The sequence below is a fragment of the Vibrio rubrogenes genome, from assembly GCF_059641415.1.
The window spans coordinates 52,176-71,245 of the sequence record NZ_JCARSY010000006.1 but is presented as its reverse complement, the minus strand read 5'-3'; the positions used below and the strand labels follow the sequence as shown (position 1 = coordinate 71,245).

The window sequence follows — 19,070 nt, the reverse complement described above, 5'->3', positions numbered from 1 at the left end:
GTTCAATCCGAAAGTGATTCAAGATAAAAGATCACGTTCACTCATCTTGAGCATCATGTTCAATTGCCCCCTGATTGAGCCAGTCAAACTTACCTTTCCTGCTCTGAACAGCTTCCCGACTAACTTCAGTTTTTAGCGTCTGCTTCAGTCCTGGAATTGATGCAGTTCCGGACTGCAAAGACTCTTGCGTCACACTTTGTTGAGTAGACAGTGTTGTGGATTTGTTCTTCAATGCTTCCAATTGAGCCGATAGCTTATCGACTTTTCCTCCGCCCTTGGCAGAGATTCTTTCCACATTGCCGGACAATATTTCAAGCTGGTGTCCGGCATCCGTCAGTCGGTTCTGAAACCCGCTTAATTCGGTAGTCAAATCCTTTACATGACTATAAGCATCCGAATAACCATATTTTGTATTCAGACGGCTTAAGGCATTTTCTTGCATACTTTTCCCCGTCTGCCAATTCTTAATACCTAGTCTCTCGGAACGAAACTCAACATCCAGTCCGGGTTTAGGTTTTCTACCCTGCTTACCGACAACAACGGCGTCGTTCATAAGTTTTTGCTGAACATCATCCAGTCTGGCTTGAGCGGCTTCCAATTCACTCTTTTTCTGTTCAACTACCGCCAGTGCTTTCTCATACATGGCCTGGTTTTGTTGAAACTCTTGCACAGCAATCTTTAATTCTGACTGATACTCTTCACTCACGATATAAGCTTTTGCTGTCTCTAGCTCTTGGGTAAGATCTAAGATCTGTTTGTGATTGTGCTGAATCTCCAGAGAAAGTCGTTCCAGTTTTTTCTGGTCCGAACGAATCTGTTTTTTCGCCATCATCAGCTGATTACGAGCTTTGGCATACTCTGACACAAAACCGGCATCTTCATCTTCAGACTCAGAATCATCATGAAATGAAGAGGGCGGTTCATGTCCTAATGCAACATTAACTTTTGGTATGTCGCCTCCGACAACGGCTTCTCCGGTCAATTGATTAAAGCTCTGACGGTGACTGTCGACCACTTTACTTGCCCGATACCCGACAAACATTCCCCCGTGAGTTCCCCCGGAATAAAAACGCCAGTCGCGATGATTGAGCTGATTTGCAATCATTGCATTCATCACCTTGTGGGAAGCATTACATAGAAAACAGTCTGCTAATGTTCCGCCGATATACACATCTTTTTCGGTATAATTCCCCTGCTTTCTCCGCTCATGAATTGCTGCCGTTACTTTGAGTTCACCATGCTTGTTGTAACTGCTATCGGATGCATGAGTCGAAGTTGGAACGACATAAATTCCGGCTCGTCCCTGCATATGTTGCTCACAACTAATCACTCCGGCATTAATCGCAGCCAGCAATCGGGCTAATTGTCCTCTGACATCTTCATTAGCTTCAATACCAGAACTTTCATCTGTATATCCGCCCTGTAAAAAGCGTTTAGTTTTTTTCCGATCTTTCACCCGCCGATCACCAGTGACTCTCCGGTCTTCGGGTAATGGGTCTTCATCACCCAGCACCTTACTCCGGAGAGTTGCAGCAACGGCAGACAACTTCTTATTCTGCTCGGCACTTTCCTGATTAACACTCAGCACCAACGTCTGATCATCCAGAGCAACAGCCACATGTACATTCGTTTCCGTTGCCAGAATTCTGCCAATCCGATCAATCATCCGTTCAAAGCGGGTCATGTTCTTACGTGGTACGGCATGATGATGGCCTTTTGTTGTCGCCGCCGGATTAGCGGGAGTCTGATAATCAGTGGAACGTTCATGTGTTTGTGGCGGAACCAAACCATGTTCATCCTTATTACGCTGTACCACCGCCACATCATTCTGCTTCTGCACAACGGACGGTAACAAAGTCCGCTGATCTCTAAGTACAAAATCAGAATGACGCCGGGCCGAACGCTGCTGTGACACATTCTGATCACGTTTAAGGTTCATCCGATACATCACTATTTCCTTCTTTGTTTAGTTTCCGGAGGCTGGTCAATACTTCGATTCCAACTCTTTAATCATGTTGTAGAGTGTTCTGACCACATACAAATTGTTATCAGACCCTTTATCAATGGTTGATATTTCTTCCGACATTTTATGGGCAGTTTCACCATAGACTTCCAAATCTTTCTCTTTTTTCTTCGCAGAGTGACTGATTTTCTGGTAAAGCGTTTCTTCCATGTCAATCAGCTCCCGGGCTTTTTCTTCAAGGAAGTCTACTTTCTGGTCTTCCGTTGTGAATGTTTCCCACTTTGTCACCCAACCTTTAGTGCGATCATCACCATACGAAACCCGTTTTGTTCCGGGATGTAAATTTTCGTTCATCAGAACATTGTGATATTCCAGCAGCAATGTCGTGGTATTGTCCCCATTAAACCCTGACACGGTATTCTGCTTATGGTGCCCCAGCTCATGCAGGAGATTGCGTTCATAGTTCACCATGTTTGCAGTAATAAACACGGCTCCCATATGGTGATCATAAGCGGCACCACCTTGCAAACTCAGTAATAACTCAGCCGTTGCATCCACATATTCAGGCTCTTTACCGGCACCGATCTGAACCGATGTCAGAGATTCATTCAGCTCTTGTGCACTTAATCCGATCACATGTCCCGGTGGGTAATCCTTAAATTTGGTATTCGCCATTACTTTGGATGAAACCTCTACGACTTTATGACCGGAATCCGGAATACCTAAGCGCTGACAGGCAGCCCGAATCACCGTCAGATCGATAACCCGCTGGATCACTGAAGTCGATAATTGCAAGGAAGCATTGGTATGATAAGCCGGTAATGCATCATGATTTTGTGATGTCTTGGGTTCTATTGAATGCCTTTGTAGTGCAATTGCCCCCATCCGATCAGCCTCACGTTCCAAAACCGGACTATCATTCACAGCAACCTGCCCAACAGAAGTCGTGGCCTGAACCTGCCCTTTTGCCTGCTGAACCACATGCCCTAATTCGTGAGGAAGATGCTTTTCCTGTCCTGAAGCAAGATGGATTTCATTACCCTGCGCATAAGCGTGCGCCTGAACGGTTGCCGGTTTATCAGAGTTATAGTGCACTTTGACATGGTCCAGACTCATTCCGGATAAATTTTCCATTCCAGATTTCAACTGATCCGGCAAACCAGTATGGTTCGGTTGCTGCTGAATGACCGGTGTTGCAGATTGTCGGTTATCCGCCAGTGTTGCCCGACTCTGCCGCTGCGCGGCCCGTTGCCGGGACAGCGTCGGTTTGGATTTCAGTTCTGCGTGCGCCATACAGCCTCCTGCTCAGTTGAGCTTGATGGTTTTATTATCTTTGAGGAATTCCTGCCGGATGCTATTGAGCAATTCATCCCGCTGGACGACCCTTGCTCCGCGACGAATCGCTTGTAGCGCACACTGGCGAAGAATGTTGACGATCTGCCCGCCGGTGACTTCAAACTCCGTAGCAATCTGCTGCAACTGAATCTCCGGACTGAGCTCACAGACATTGTCAAAAGCATTGCGCCATAGCTGTAAGCGCTCTTCCGGACCGGGAATCGCAAACTGGATCATGCTTTGAAAACGGCGGGTAAAGGCTTCATCCATATTGGCTTTGAGATTGGTTGCCAGAATCACCGTCCCGGGAAAATCTTCAATACGCTGCAACAGATAACCCGTTTGCTGATTGGCGTGGCGATCATTCGATGAGGTCGCCTCGGTGCGCTTACCGAACAGCGCATCCGCTTCATCAAAGAACAGAATCCAGTCTTTATAGCTGGCGGCATCAAAAACTTTGGCGAGATTCTTCTCGGTTTCACCGATATATTTGGAAACCACCATCGACAGATCGACCCGATAAACCGCTCTTCCGGTTGATTGCCCCAACAACGCTGCCGTCAGCGTTTTTCCGGTTCCGGGCGGGCCGGAGAAGACGGCGCGAAACCCCGGTTTGACCTTCTGATCGAGATGCCACTCATGCATCAGCGTGGCACCATAGGCCAGCCATGCACGAATCTCTTCAACCTGATTCATCACCCGATAATCCAGCACTAAGTCTTTCCATTGCAGTGGTGTTTCCAGAATATGAGCCGGGAAACTCATACTCAGCTCCGGACGAATCTGTTCTCCGGTAATCAGGTAGTTCAGCCACGATTCACTGGCTTTAAACACCCCGGCCCAGTCAGGCAAAGCCGGGTCGGCAGGGAGCAGTTCGGTGACCTGTTCGGCCATCAATCGGTGATGCGGTGAAAGAATGTACATCACTTCCAGCCGCCACTGCGGATCATTGGCTGTCACTAAAAAATTCAGCGTCTGACCGGTCGGGATAAAGCCACCGAATGCTTTGTCTGTGATGCCGCCAAACTCACTGAATCCCCGATCAATCAGCTGGTTCATCCCAAACAGAATATCCAGCACTTCCGGGCGGATTGCCGGTGCCAGCGCTAAATCAAGCGCCAGACGCTCAAAAGTGTTCAGCTCCCATTCCAGAACCAGATTGGCAAACAGACTGTCATTGAGTTCAAGCGATGGCGGCGGAATCTCTAACCAGTGATTTTCATGCCCCTCCTGTTTGAGATAACTACAGATCACTTGATTGATAACCATGGAAAGCCACTCCATCTCCAGATAGAGTGCATTTAAGTTACGTTCCGGCGGGATAATCATCATCCCCTCCTTCGTTGTCGAGACGCTGTAATAGAGACCTGTCGTGACCATCACCGTCACGATAGCCCCCTGAATACACCGGCCTCAGCCAGTCATATTCAGGGACAGCGGCATCCCGTCTCAACCTCGTTATGCGGCAAAAGCGGCTGCTTTGGCGGCATTCAACCCAGCTTGCAGTGAGTTGAGTTTGGTCGTTGCCCGCGCCAGTTCAGCCTGCGCATATTCCAACTGAGTATCAGCCATATTACTGGCCTCAAGTGCTTGTTGATAATCACTGACTGCCTGATGATAGGCCTTCTGAATCAGGGTCAGTAACGCGGTATCTTGCTGACTTTGAATAATGGTTTTGAGCTGGGCAATTTTCATCTCAGACTGTATGGAAATATTGGTCAGCACGGTTTTAATTTGCTGATACGCTTTTTTGGCCTGAACTACATCCGCGCGAGATTTCACCAGATTTTGCTGCACTTCGGCAGCAGCTTCATCATCTTTGGCATCTTCAAGTTGCGCCGTCAGACTGGCGTGATTCTCTTCCACATCGAGCATATGGCTGAGTCGGGATTGTGTCTGTTGCTGCACATTCTGTAGCTGAGTCATCAATGTTTCTACACTTTGTAATGCTGTTGACGCACGCTCAAACAGCGTATGACTCTGAGCCTGATCGACATCACCACCGGTCAGCAGTGCTTCAAGATGGACGGACTGTTGCAGTTCAAGATCTGAAACCGAATAGGATTCACTGGCAGAAGAGACCGTCGCATAACAACTCTGCAAAGCTGTCAGTGTCGTTGCGATTGCCTGATTTGCATCGGTTGTTGCCTGCCCGAGCGTACTGACCAGCTCATCGGGAATCGCCTTATTCACGGCTTTTTGTCGGTTGACGAAATCAGTCAGTTTTTCAATAACATCCACAGAAAAAATAAGCTGATTGATCAGATTAGCAACATTCTGAGAAGTGCTGGTTACCCCCTCTTTTGTCGTCTTGGTCTGATGATTGACGATCTGAGAATACTGTTTCAGTTCTGCAACCTGAGAGACCACCAGTTTCACCTGATTGAACTGACTCAACGCGGTATTCTTCTTCGCTTCAGCATCTGTAAGTAGCTGAGCAAAATGACCCTGTTTATCGGTAAGCGAGTTGACGACAGCATTCATTTCATCAATCTGATATTGCACATTGGCAACCTGACTGGTCAATGACTCAATCTCAAAATTCTTCTGCTCGGCGATACCAACTTTCATTGTTGTTTGCATAAATAATTCTCCAGATTATTGATTATTCCTGCTCATCATCGGACTCGTTTTTTTTAGCGGAACGACGTGCTTTCTTTTCTTCACTGTCATCTTTATCCGTCACTTGTGCCGTCGATGCCGAGGGTTGTAGCTGCCCCAGATAATCTTCACCAGGAATAATCATGACGGGATCAGTATCCAGTGCGGAAAGCGACGACGCATAGTGTCCCTGATCCACACCAGACGCTGGTGTAGTGAGCACGACGGGGATATAGGATGAGCCTGCAATCAGTGGATTACCGAAGTTATCAGTCATGTCATCAGGTACTGCAGCGGCCATCCAGTGGACACGTTTCCCGTTTTTCACCACGCTGGACTCGATATGAGCCAGTTGATAGTTGGCACTGGACACCTGCATTGCAATTGACTGATTAAAATAGAAATTCAGTGCACTGTGCCCGGCTTTCGGTGGCAAAGGTGCGACCATCAGTCCGCCGGTCAAAGGTTGGTAGGCAGGTAACAACATGACACGGAACTCTGGTTCATAATTCCCTTTGTTGCCCGTCACCATGAACAGAATTTGCCGGGACTCGTCATCAAAGCTGATTTTTTGCGCAACAGGTAGCGGGGTCAGTAATGTCACCGCCGGAGAAGCACTTGAAAGTACATTACTGTATGAACCGATATATTTCTGATACGTCAAATCCAGTACGGCATACATATACACCAGATAATCGCGTCCCAGTTCCAGAGGTTTTCCGGCAAAATCTAAGCAGGAATCGCCGTATTTGAGGGTAGTCTGACAATGCCCTTGATCGTCTGGCGTCACCTCGGTAAACCGATCTTTCTGATATTCGGCAAAGGTCGATTCAACCTGATCCTGTTTGATGCTGGACTTTTTATCAGCACTGACGACGAAGACAAAATAATGTGGTGCGGGATCCGGTAATGCACTATCGGTCTTACCTAACTGTGCAGCGCATTGCTCCGGCAGCTGAGTGAATGCCGATGTAAATGGCTGGAAACTCACTGTGATCTGCTGATCCCCTTGGGCAACCGCAGTCAGATTAAAGTTCAGAGTGTCATTGCCGTCCTGAACGGTTCCATTGATCGCACTTTCCGCCGACAGTGCATCTTCCAGTGCACCTTCGGCTTGTTTCTCGGTTTGACTGGCGGAGGATAGAGCCTCCTGATCCGCAACTCTGGCAGACGACAGCGATTTGAACTGAGTCAGAGAAACTGCCAGCAGTTTTTCCAGCTCCGACTTGGAACGGGTCGCGCTCGACTCCAGCTCTTTTGCAATAACTTCAGAACTGGAAGACGACGCTTCCATCGCCTTCTGAGATGCATATTCGGCCTGATTGGCGGTTTCCCGGATAAAAGCGTTGGCCTCCAGTGTCTTTTTGTAAATATCTGTACCGTAGCAGGCAGCAGCGGCAACATTCAGAGCACTACCGATATCAGCCGCCAGTTTGGCAACTGCGGTCGCCGCCGTCTGAACATTGGTTGCTGCCGTCGCACTATTGCTCACGGTTGTGGCAACATTGCTCTGAATCAGATGAGTCGATTCAACCAGATTGTTCATCAGATTATCGTTTTTCACCCCTTGTTGATTGATCAACCGGACAGCCTCCAACTGTTCAATGGTAGCTTCCAGATTGTCGTGCGCCGTCAGTTGTGCACCTTGCGCATAATACAAACTGTATTGTGCGCTCCGCCGCTGAGATGCCAGCTTTTGTTGCTGGGCATACAAAGCATCAAGAGATGTCCCTACCACTTCTTGCAAGTTTTCCTGATACGAGTTCATAAGTTCACCTTGCCCTTCGTCGGTTAATTGGTGATTCACAATTCACAGTACAAACGACCAACCCGAAGGTTAAGTTGGCCAGGTGACGTAAATCGGTTTCTTCATCCAAGGTAACCTGATGATCGAATAAGACAGCGGCGCTCGTGCAATCAGCATATCGTAAGGCCGTTTTTCAACGATCAAGTCCCAGTGGTCCTGTGATTCCGTCAGGGTGCCGTTCCTGACCAGCCAGTTACCGCGAAAACCGTCAATGGACGTTTTCCCGATTGCTGGCCAATAGTCGATCACCGCCTCAATCAGGCTGTGAACGATGTCTGTTTCCTCCGTTGAAAGAGAGATACGGGTTTCAACCGATTCAGAGAATGGTAAGCCACATAAAATTTTATTGAGTAACAGGTAAGGCTCTGCGGTTTCCTGAGCACCGGTGGCTAACACTTGTAAGCAGTGGACTGCTCGCCGCTGCATGGCAAAAGTCACGAACTGGTTGTCACGTGTCAGTTGTAACCGTGCAAAAAATGCCGGAATAAAACTCTGGAGCAGCACCAACCCGGCATTCAATACCATCATAGGAACCGTGTGACATGATGCTTGATGGGGTTCGTCCGAAAGCCCCCATCGGGCAATCTCACTCTGGGGGGCGGGGCGTAAGGTGTCGATTGAGGTTTCACGCTCGTTCGGATCGCGGCTCGGAGCCGATATGTCCTCAGACGATACGATTTGACGCTCGGTCGAACGCCGAAGTATCCGAATGAACGTTTGGATCGACGGTGTCAGAGTATACGTCGTCACAAGCCCCGAACGGGATAACTGTGCTGCCAATAACGCAGGCGCAACCGTTCCGACCTGTAATATTTTACCGAACAGTGCTGCGACCAACGCATCAGGGGTCAGGTTTTGCCAATGCTGACGCAGCCAGCTCTCCAAAACACAGTTCAGTAAGTGCTGCCGCCGCTCAGCAAACGTCATCTGCGGCAAATTCAATTGCAATACCAGTCGTTCCAAGATCTGAATGGTCTCAATCTCGGCCTGAAGCGACAGATGCGAACGACTCATCACATCCAGTAATGACGCCAGCGACAAATGGGCTAATAAGCGATGATGAACCATTGCAAAGCGAGTCATTGGCGTGATCTGCTGCCGGAATGATTCAGGATAGAAGTACAACCAATCCAATAAAGCCTGCCGCCAGTCTACCGGAGACGTCCCATAAGGATTGATCGGGTTATGGTTATGCCCTGACTGCAACCATTGCAGTACCCGGGTACGCCACTGAGGTTGTCGCAGGTATTGCCCATGCTGATCCTGATACCATGCAGAGATATTATCCGGCTGGTGAGATGAGTCAGAACGCTCATGCGCTGAAGATATCGACAACAGCACGTGTTCATCTGCTGCACTGGCAGGTTGCATTATCGACAATGACGAATCATGGCAATGCATGTCAGACACCTCAAATTCAGTGTCATGATGAACCGCATTCAACCGGGAAAGAATCGCGACCCAATCCAGAGCAGCGGAAGCGCCTGCCGTTAGCTGCAACCGAAGGCGCGATGCAAGCATCGACCAACGCACGTTGTGCCGTTGTGCCCAGTGTTGCAACGATGCAGCAACCCAGCCAGACACATCGACAGAAAATCCCGTCACCCGGTGGTGCACATGCCAGTAGGCCCGTAGTTCATTGAGCCAGATTGCCCAACAGCTTCGCGCGAGGCTTTCGGTCAGCCCGGCCGGACTGACATCCCCCATCCCGGACACACAGTGGGCCAGTTCCCGTAACCATTGCTGACGGTCAGTTGTCCGCTGTAAAGCCGTCGGTAGTAATGACGCCAACCACTGCTGCCCTGCTGAAGTCTGCGCAAATCGCATCAGGTATCCGACAGCATCAGGATGTGCTTTGAGGGTTGCCCACACCGGATCCGAAGATGATGTTTGCGATGAAGCGACCGTTGCAGTAGATATCGTTGCATTAGATACCTTTGCAGTGGATAAATTGGATGCTTTGGGCCGCCACCGTGCGGCAAAAACCACCATCTCAGCACATGCCGGCACGGTGTCAGTCTTGGCACATAAATGTGCAAGAACTTCATGCCATACCTGAAAATCCTGACCGGTTTCGCGCTGCAATCCCGAGAAGAAACAGGCCTGCCAGCCATACATCTGCGTCGGATATTTCAACGGATTCAATAAGGCTTGGACCATCAGGGCCGTCAGCCAGTGCATCGGATCAGCAGCCGGAATCCGGGGTAAAAACCCTTGGATGTGCCACTGGTGCAGCATAGACAGAAACAGGAAAGCCGATTCCCCTGCTTGCGGAGCCAGTGTCACCAGTAGCGCACGAAGTTCACTCAGGCTCAGATGGCCCCGAGCGGCCAGTGAGTGCACCAAAAATTGGCTGAGAGCCTTAGCCGGACGTTCCTGCCACTGCTGTTGCCGGAACAGGGATTGGAAATGGCTGTGACGCGCTTCCGGCCGCAGATGCAGGATAACAATCAGTCTCCGGATAGGATCAATCTCAAACCCGGTTGCATCATCCGTTTGAATGCGGAACCACTCTGTGACGTCTTGCTGACTGAGCGCTGCTCGTTGTAGTTCCTGAAGAATCGCCAGCAGCTCAAAGTGATGGGGTGCCAGTTGCCACTGCACCGACGTATTGACTAACATCGTCAGTAGCAACACATAGTCGAGATGATACTGACGACTCAACCCGACCAGCGTGGTGTGCACCAACTGACGACGATTAAAATAACTGCCACTACTTGCCAGCAGATAATCCAGTAAAATCCGCCAGATCAATAATGGGTCAAGGCGCTGTGCCCGGAGCATTGTTTGGGTATGCCGGACATGCGTCTGAATAAAAAGCTGATCGCCCGGTGCAATGATCGCGACGAGTGTCTGTAACTGATCATGACTCAGTTGCTGTAGTAAAAATAGCCGGACGTCTTCGCGCCGCCCTGCGTCACGAATGATCCGGGCGGTTCGGCTCGCATCCTGCCCGGCTAGGCGAACAAACAGCTCATTGAAGTAAACCGGTCGGATCGCTTGCTGACAGACACGCTCGCGACCATGCAGCATCTGTTGCAGCCGTTGCCACAAATCCGGTTCGGTCAACACAACGGTATTGATCGGCCGCTGCTGCTGTTCCAGCATCCCCAGAACCTGTAAAAACTGCGGCCCCATCAGCCCCTGTGACAACATCTGACGCGCAACATCACTGAGACGGTGCACGAGTGTAGAGAAATCCAGCTGCTCATGCTGCGCCATCTGAAATAGTGTCGAGCGGACAAATTGCAGCGTATTAAACAGTGTGCCGCGCTCCACCAGCAGATGGGTGAGAATCCAGTACCAAATATTGGATTTCAGCGTTCGTGAATGCGTACCGCCCAAAGGTTTTTGTTGCTCACTCAAAGCGAGATGATCCGCATAGCGGTGAATGAAATCCGCATGCCACGGCTCTAATATCTGAATGGTGGTGCGGATCCGAGGTTCACCCCACTGCCAGACAATTCTGCGCCGGACTGCCGCCGATGACCCAACCTGACGCAACAGTTCGGCCACGGCCTGTGGTTGCTGCTCAAACAACTGATCAACCATGGTCATCGGATCGCTCAGTCTCTGCCGCCACCATGGGGATGTCCCGTGCACTAAAAACCACCGGAGCTGGGCTAGTGTCGAGACTTGTAAATCGACGATCCGTAAACTTTGGCCGCTGTCTGTATGCGAACCGGAACGATACCGACGAAACAACTGCATCAACGCATCTTCCAGTGCATCTCTGACTCGCTGCGGGAGTTGGCGATCCAAATCCTGTAACGACAGGGTTCCCAGATCCAGCTCCAACTGCTCAATCTGCCAAATCTGGGCCGCCGGACAATAACGTTCAAAACACTGCCCCAGAATACCGGGAAGAACCTGATGACTCCACTGACTCAAAGCATTCTGTAGGGCGACGGCATACTCACGGTCATCAAACTGAGTTTGCCATTGACAGCGGGCAACCATGTGTTCATGCCTGATCATAAGGCACCTCCGGCATCACTGATATTGCCCGTAGCAACGCTGCCTGACAGTCAGATTGGTTCACATTTGCCGGAGCCAATGCATTGCACAGTGACGTATTCGTCTGATGGATCTGGCGGTTATACCATTGACAGTAGCAGGCAATCAGCGTTGACATTTGCCGGTAGCTCCCCTGACGCCACTGTAAACGGACATGTGCAGGCCAGTGAAACTGCACCATCTCGGCAAGAAAAGTCTGAAACTGAGGCTGTTGCATCAGCACCACATAATCGGGAAATGCTAATGTGGCGAGCAACCCTTCCCCCATATCCACTGCAATTGCATCATCAGGACTGGTCTGTTCGTGTTCTTCGGTCGGTTCGTTTTTAGTCAGGGACGGATCGGGTTGTAACAAGGTTTGCTCAATCAGTACGAATCCGCGTCGAACCCGCCCGAGCCAGTCGAGCTGATCAATATACTGCTGCAACTGCACTCGCCCGAAGTAGTGTTCTGTCCACGGTAATCTCAACACTGGCTGAGTACCAATTTGCACGACCAATGCATCCGTTTGTCTGAGAACGGAAATATCACGCAACGTATCCGCCATATTTGCTGCCGCATGTTGCTCAGGGAATCGCTCCCCGACTTGAGGGTCAGCAGCCAGCCAACGGAGAAACTCAGGCACCTGTGTCAGCCGGACCAGTGCAGTTGCCAGTGTTTGCAGATGGCGGGCAATGCCCAACAAAATCGCGCATTTGAGTTCGAATACGGAAAAATCGGCATAATCCTGATCGGTTAGTTTCACAAACTGATCCAACGCACCGGCATCTAAAACACCATCTCTCATCAAAGCTTTGTATTGTGTCTGCTCACTTTCAAGCAGCTGTTGATTGCCGTCTTGCAACGGCAGTGACGCTGCGATTGCCTGACAACGCTTCACCACCTGATCATGATGAATCGCCTGATCGGTTTGCCCCTGCTTCACGAGGACTGCCCGTAAATGGGCGATCCGGGCCTGAGCCATCGTGGCAATCAATGTTTTTTGATCGATAAATCCCCGCCGATAAATCCCCCGCAACAGTGGTGCCAATGCATTCGAATAGCGGGATACCATGAGCTGACGATAAGCTTGCGTTTCTAACCGGTAGCGGCCCGGTGTCGTTAACGGCTGAGCTTGTGAGAAGTCTCCCGCCAGATTACGCCGGTAAGAGAGTGCCTGTAGGTTTTGCAACCAGACCCCTTTGATGATGATCCGGGTTCTCAAATGCCCCCCGAACCACTGACAGCCATCAATGATTTCATCATAACGATCAGCCGGTTCACCGTGACGGGCAAGCAAATGGCTCAACATGGCATCGCGACGCTGTTCTGCTTCTTCCGGTGTTTCAGTGCATTGATTGAGCCCGTAGGCATACGTATTGAACGGATCGCGCCGAAAACGTTGCCAGACTAATTTCTCCCGTTGTTTGGGCTCATCTGGGTCATCGGGATAAAAGTATTGGTAGCGATTTTTCCCCTGCAATAATGCTTGAACATCCGGCACGTCATAAAGTGGCTGATAGAAATAACTGCGCACGAATGACTGACTGGGTATCGCCATGCGCTGCGGGTCGGCCCGATTTTGGGTATAACGCTCAATCAAGGTGTTTTCTGCGCTGGCACCGCTGCCAAAACTGAAAGAGAACAGATGGCCGAGATTTGCCAACTGAGAAAACTGATTCGCCATCACCTGATCGAATAGCAGCAGATACCCTTTCAGCTGGCGAGCCTGAGCCACGCGGAAATCCGATATGTCGGACTGCAATGAGTTGGCACCTACACCATAACTGGTCGGAAAGGTGTGTTGGATCGAATAATAGCTTTCGATATTCCGATAGCGCCCTTGGGGCAAGGGCGGTGCAATATCAACACTGGCATCAACAGGGCTGGCCTGATGTCGTGCATGTAACCGGGTCAGAAAACGGCTCCGCTCCCATTGAGTGGCCACATTCAGTGACACCTGATGACTCTGCATCTGAAAATCATCACTGAGTGAAATGGCAGCAACCTTATCAGCCGCCACGGCAACAGACTGACATGACGGTTCATCACAAAAAGCCAGCCGTGCCACAACCGCGACTCCGGGCACTTCACTGATCCGTGACATCAAATCTATCAGCCGGACTTCTTGTCGTTTTTCACCGAGTCCGCTTACCAGCCATGCTGATGATTTCTCACAACAGTGCCAGCCCTGTTGCAATAAAGGGCCGTTGAAAATGGTATCAGCGCTATAACCGGCCTGAGTCAGTTGCTGATATCCCTGTTGTCGGAACGGTGGACTGACATAATCCGCCAAAGCTAAGTCGATCTGCCCGGCTACCTGATGCGGATCAGCATCGGGGGCCAGTAGAATCTGTCCGGAAAGCGCAATCACCTGCGGTTGTAACAATACCGGTAATAAAAAATATTCGCCCAGATTACGATGTTGGTTGAGTAAACGATGCACCGATTGAATCAATGTATCCGCCGCCGTTTTTTCAGTTTGACGATTCGGGGCTGATGAACCTGTTTCACCGGCATGACTTTCTACGCCATGTCGCTCTTCCGTCGCTTTTTCAACCACAACGGACGATTCATGTCTGACATAAACCGCGACCTGATACAAACCTGTCGGTTGGCTGGCAATGGTCAGCGGTGTCAGATAAATATTCTCGACGGCGTCGATTCGGTCCAGAACCAGCTTGCGGTAATCGTCAATCGTGACCGGAGCTGTCGTCAGAATCTCCTCCGCCCGGAAGAACTGCTGTGCATAGTCGATCTGACCATCAGACTGAGTTAACACATCAGCGATGGGGAAACTGTTGACATACCCCAGCTCGGTCAGGGCATAACAGAGCTGTTCCAGAATCGTCACACCCGGATCACTGTCATTGAAATTACTCCAGATATGACCAACCTGTGATTTCAGCTGCCGGATCCCCTCCTGCTTCAAAAAAGTAAAATCTTGCTGTGGCGGCAGTGGCCCGGCAGCAATGCTGTTTTCCTGAACCAAATCTCGTAATGCTGACGGCTGTAAACTGGTCTCACTCATCAGTAAGCCTCCGTCAGTCGGTTCTGCGCGACACCGGACGATTGCTTCTCAGGTGAGCCGGCACGGGTGAGCCGGAAGGTATGTTTGAATGACGAAACAAAAATGCGATTCGCAGTTGCAGGCATGAGCCTTTCCGGACCAGTGTTGTCAGTGGTAGTGGTCGCTTCAGTATTCTCTGTATGTGGGTTTTCTGCTGTCTCACTCAACGTCAATTGCAGCGCTGGCACCGCAACAATCCCATCAAATGTTGCCAGAAAGCGTGTCACTGCCGTGCGGTTTAAACCGTCACCAAGCCGATATTGCTGCTGTTCCGCTGCAATCCACGGTGACAGATAGAGATTCACCCCTTGATGCAAGGCATTCAACAGATCACTGGCATTGGTGGTCTCGCGGATCACCACCGTTGCAACCACGGACACCGGCTCATACAGGAGGTTTGTCACCCGAACCTGAGTCATCGCTGATGTGCTTTGCATCAACCTTGCAATGATCTGTTGAATTTGGTCGCGCGGCACAACCGGCCGGAATGCATGGGCAATCTGAGCCGACGGATACGACTGGACGACCCCTAAATGAACGCAACCTGAAGCTTTTTCCGGCAGGTGGCGGACATGAAACAGTGACGGGCAGGCCTGCTTGGTCAGTAAGATATAATCCCAGTCAGCAACGGCGCGATCTTTGGTTTTCAGTCGCTGACTTACTCGCTCCCGGAAGACCGGTTCAGACTCTTGCGCCCGGCCGCCGACAGAGGCAAAGGGCTGAACCACGCCGGCCAACGCCGGATTTTTTACTGCCGGTGCATTGATCTTTCCGGCAGCTAAAACCGGTGTTTCTCCCACAGGCAAACTTATCGGCGCTTGCCGGATTACTTCGATGCCCTGAGTATTACAATACACACAGGCGACTCGACGCGCTGAAGCCTGTGTCATCAATAACCAGGCACATCCTTGAGTTATCGGGCCAGCTTTCCCTTGTGTATCACTGGCTGTTTTGCTCTCCGCCTGAGGAAATTGTGGTGGGTTCAAGACCACATTTTGTGGCAAATCGATCTGTACCAGACCGGAGCGGGTCAGTCCGCTGGTTTGATCCAATAAGACCGACAGCGCCTCCCAACCGTTGTCGCTCCAGTAATATAAACTCACTTCACTGCGCGATGGTTCACCAGATTGTGGCTCGCGGCTGAGATCCTGAGCCAATTCAATCAGCAGGTTCACCCGACATGGTCGTATAACCTCAGTCAACTGAATATACAGACTATTGGCCGGACGGCTGACACCGTTGTAGAGCGCCAGCCCCTGAGGTGTTTTCTCTGCATCCGGCGTGGGTTGTAATTTCATATGGCGCAGATCAACACTCGGATGTGTCTGATCAGACTGACACGAAAAATAAGGATACGTTGCCAGTGCCCCGATGTGTAACAACGTCAGCGTTCCATGCCCTTGCTCTTTGTCGGCTGACAGTGTCGGGTCGGTAAAATCGAATGATTGTGCGGCCTGATAACTTAACGTTGCCTGTTGTGCCTTCACGACCCATGGTAAGGGAGGGAGCGGTTGTACTCTGCCCAACGATTTCATCCCGACCAGATGCCCCAGTCCGCGTAAAACTTTCACCACCGGGCCGAGTAACCCAGCGCCGTTCATCAGAATTTTGGCATTCTCTAAACTGATCGCAGCCACCAGTTGCGCATAAATCCCATGACCGAATCCGTCCGCCGGGGCGATCAGGGTCATTCGTAGCTGCGGGTGGCCGGTGAGCGGAGCCTCAAGACATCGTTGCGGTTCGGGAAAAGAGAATTGATAGTGGGTGCCTGAGGCATTCTCTGCAACCATTTTATGTTTATGCATCCCCCACTGCTGCGCAAATAAACCATCGCTTTGCTGCACAATCGGTTGAGGTGAGGGGGGATGACGGTGCCACAAGCGCTGCCACCAATGTCGTTTATGAGTAGGCTGAGCATCGGGCGCTTCATCGTTGGGGACAGCCGAGATCTGCGCTGCGGTCGGTTGCCAGCCATCGGCTGTATAAGTTTGCCATGCGATTCGAAAAGCAGTGTTATGCCAAGTCTGTTTCTCACCGCCCTGATGGTAGAGGAAAGTGTTATACGCTGAAAAATAGACACTGAAATCGGCGGGGATATTCTCCCATGATAATGTCAGATCGAGCTGAGTGAGCGGCTTATCGACAATTTCTGCATCACGGATATAACAGTGGCTCCCGGCCTCCGGGATTGCCCCCAGAATCGGCATCGGTTTGCCCGGCACCAACGGACCATTATCACTGAGCAGAGAGAACGAATCACTCTGCGTCACGGAGACCTGAAAATCGAGGGTCAACAAACGGGGAACCGTGCGTAAATCGAGCGACGCCGGGAGCATAATCCGACAATAAGGCAGCACGCTCTCATAACCGCCCGGTGGCTGACTAAAGGCTTCTACCGCCGGATCGTGCGATTGTAATGTCATCGTCAATCGGAGCTGACGGCTGGTCTCCCCTTGTGCCCACTGAACATCTGAAGCCTGAAACCATCCCTTTTTACCACTGAACCAACTTGTTGCCCCCTGCCATAATTCGGCCTGAACGGGCTGATCGAGTGAGAAAATCATCGTCAGCACTCGAATACCGCTTCTCAAGGCCAGCATCGGACTCGACAGCACAAATCCCTGTTGAACCGTTTGGGTTTGTTCCCCGCCGAACCAATCACAGGCCAATACTTGTTGGGTGGTACTATCGCGCCGAATTTTACGAGTATCGGGTAGTTGTTCAAGATATTGCTGCCGGCTGACTGATTGCTGTTGGCCGGCTGAATCGTGTTGCTGCATCTCATTTAGCGAAGACACATCGCCGGTCAGACGATAACTGCTGCTGAACAATCGTCCCAACTGTGCCGTATTCACCTCACAGGGACGTATCGATGCAAACAGAATCGGTGTGCTATCGGCATAACGTCCCCCGACGAATTGAGTTCCGGCCGGTAACGTCAGGCTGGTATGTCCCGGTGCCGGTGTCAGACAAAGATAGGCCCGATCGGGCAGCGCTCCTCTTACCTGCTGGTGTAAAATATCCTGATAATAGAATTGCAGATGTTGCTGGCTGTACTGATTCAAGCCCTGTTGGGAATACATCAGTAAGCGGTGGAAGGTCATCAAAAGTGCCGTATCCGGAAAATCACACGGTTGCTCGCACAACTGCTCAAACGCCTGACGGGCTGACGTAATCACTTGCACATAGCAGGAAAAGACCTGTTGATAGAGCTGCTCCAGCAGATCCATCGCTTCGGGCACGGAATCAAACCGTGTATTAACTCCGGCAGACGATTTCCATAACGGTAACCAATGACGAAAAGCTTGTGCAGCCACCGGTGCCACACAGGACTTCATCATGGTTGCCAGATAATTCTGGACTGCAACCCGCTGCGACAATGCCGGTGCCAGTGAATGACGAATTTTCTGTTCGAGAAACTGACGCAGATGATAATCTTTTTTCCCCGCCGTCATCACGGTCATCCAGCCTTCGAGTGACTGAAACATTTTATCCAACACACTCAGCAACTGACTGACCGTATTCCGCACCCGTTCAGGCCAATCGGGCGATGCTGACTCACCAGCCCCTTCCGGTTGCGACATCTGCTGTCTGATCAAACGAAAAGATGGCTGAATGCGGCTGAAACGGGCATCGAGCTGCTGATAGGACGTTTTACTGATCACTGCCAACAAAATCACCGGGTCTTTGATGACATGGGCTCGCCAGTTACCAGTTGGCTGATTGTGTTCATCGTAGAACACTATCAGCTCCGCAAGTGAGGCAATAAAGGCCAGCCGATCCCTCAGACTCCGGTCATCAACCAGAATACGATTGGGGTCAAGTCTGGCACTGATATCACGTAACAGTGCATCTGTATCAACGTGGCTCTGCACCGTTCGATCCCACCGTTAAATTGGTTCCTTCGAGTAAGGAAAACGGAAAAACATGATTATGTCGGGTATTGGTTTTGCGGATGGTGTAATCCACCTGAATCACGACCAGTTCATCGGCTTCCGCCAGATAGAGCACCTCAACTTGATCGACATGGATTCTCGGCTCGTCGTGGAGCAGTGTTTGCCGGACGGACAGAGCAATTTCATCCTTCAGTGTCGCGTCACGGTTACGAAACAGAAAATGATGCAAATCACTGCCAAAGTCCGGCAATAAGCTCCGTTCTCCCCGATAAGTCTGTAACACCAAATTAATCGACTGATTAATATTGGCCTCACTCTCATTCATCATCACTTGATGGTTGGCAGAAGAAAACTCAGGAGGAAACTGCCACCCACGACCGAGAAACTGATTATTTTCCATGA

The 19,070-nt window shown here is 50.6% G+C and carries 9 protein-coding genes; all 9 read right to left on the bottom strand.

What is annotated here, in order from left to right; genetic code table 11:
* Positions 1–37: 37 nt before the first annotated feature.
* Entirely contained in the window at positions 38–1,948 is a 1,911-nt protein-coding gene (locus AC55NX_RS06460) for a hypothetical protein (protein WP_496994994.1), read from the bottom strand.
* 36 nt (positions 1,949–1,984) lie between these two features.
* On the bottom strand, positions 1,985–3,256 hold the full coding sequence (locus tag AC55NX_RS06455) for an eCIS core domain-containing protein (protein ID WP_496994993.1): 1,272 nt from the start codon (positions 3,254–3,256) through the stop codon (positions 1,985–1,987).
* Positions 3,257–3,268: 12 nt separating this feature from the next.
* A complete protein-coding gene (locus tag AC55NX_RS06450; RefSeq protein ID WP_496995076.1) occupies positions 3,269–4,678 on the bottom strand; it encodes an ATP-binding protein in 1,410 nt (469 codons plus the stop codon).
* Between the two features lie 78 nt (positions 4,679–4,756).
* A complete protein-coding gene (locus tag AC55NX_RS06445) occupies positions 4,757–5,881 on the bottom strand; it encodes a hypothetical protein (protein WP_059123099.1) in 1,125 nt (374 codons plus the stop codon).
* A 22-nt stretch (positions 5,882–5,903) separates the two neighbouring features.
* Positions 5,904–7,667: a hypothetical protein gene (locus AC55NX_RS06440; RefSeq protein ID WP_496994992.1), complete on the bottom strand. Its 1,764-nt coding sequence runs from the start codon at positions 7,665–7,667 to the stop codon at positions 5,904–5,906.
* A gap of 69 nt (positions 7,668–7,736) precedes the next feature.
* The gene (locus AC55NX_RS06435) at positions 7,737–11,684 is read right to left on the bottom strand and encodes a contractile injection system tape measure protein (RefSeq protein WP_496994991.1); all 3,948 of its coding nucleotides are present in this window, start codon (positions 11,682–11,684) and stop codon (positions 7,737–7,739) included.
* On the bottom strand, positions 11,671–14,733 hold the full coding sequence (locus AC55NX_RS06430; protein WP_496994990.1) for a baseplate wedge protein: 3,063 nt from the start codon (positions 14,731–14,733) through the stop codon (positions 11,671–11,673). The genes AC55NX_RS06435 and AC55NX_RS06430 overlap by 14 nt, the downstream gene beginning before the upstream one ends.
* Positions 14,733–18,647, bottom strand: coding sequence for a baseplate J/gp47 family protein (locus AC55NX_RS06425; RefSeq protein WP_496994989.1), 3,915 nt, complete (start codon positions 18,645–18,647; stop codon positions 14,733–14,735). The genes AC55NX_RS06430 and AC55NX_RS06425 overlap by 1 nt, the downstream gene beginning before the upstream one ends.
* On the bottom strand, positions 18,631–19,068 hold the full coding sequence (locus AC55NX_RS06420; RefSeq protein WP_496994988.1) for a GPW/gp25 family protein: 438 nt from the start codon (positions 19,066–19,068) through the stop codon (positions 18,631–18,633). The genes AC55NX_RS06425 and AC55NX_RS06420 overlap by 17 nt, the downstream gene beginning before the upstream one ends.
* Between the last annotated feature and the right edge of the window lie 2 nt (positions 19,069–19,070).

Coding starts and splice junctions, on each gene's coding strand:
- AC55NX_RS06460 (WP_496994994.1), bottom strand. CDS start 1,948: ATGTATCGGATGAACCTTAAACGTGATCAGAATGTGTCACAGCAGCGT.
- AC55NX_RS06455 (WP_496994993.1), bottom strand. CDS start 3,256: ATGGCGCACGCAGAACTGAAATCCAAACCGACGCTGTCCCGGCAACGG.
- AC55NX_RS06450 (WP_496995076.1), bottom strand. CDS start 4,678: ATGGTCACGACAGGTCTCTATTACAGCGTCTCGACAACGAAGGAGGGG.
- AC55NX_RS06445 (WP_059123099.1), bottom strand. CDS start 5,881: ATGCAAACAACAATGAAAGTTGGTATCGCCGAGCAGAAGAATTTTGAG.
- AC55NX_RS06440 (WP_496994992.1), bottom strand. CDS start 7,667: ATGAACTCGTATCAGGAAAACTTGCAAGAAGTGGTAGGGACATCTCTT.
- AC55NX_RS06435 (WP_496994991.1), bottom strand. CDS start 11,684: ATGATCAGGCATGAACACATGGTTGCCCGCTGTCAATGGCAAACTCAG.
- AC55NX_RS06430 (WP_496994990.1), bottom strand. CDS start 14,733: ATGAGTGAGACCAGTTTACAGCCGTCAGCATTACGAGATTTGGTTCAG.
- AC55NX_RS06420 (WP_496994988.1), bottom strand. CDS start 19,068: ATGGAAAATAATCAGTTTCTCGGTCGTGGGTGGCAGTTTCCTCCTGAG.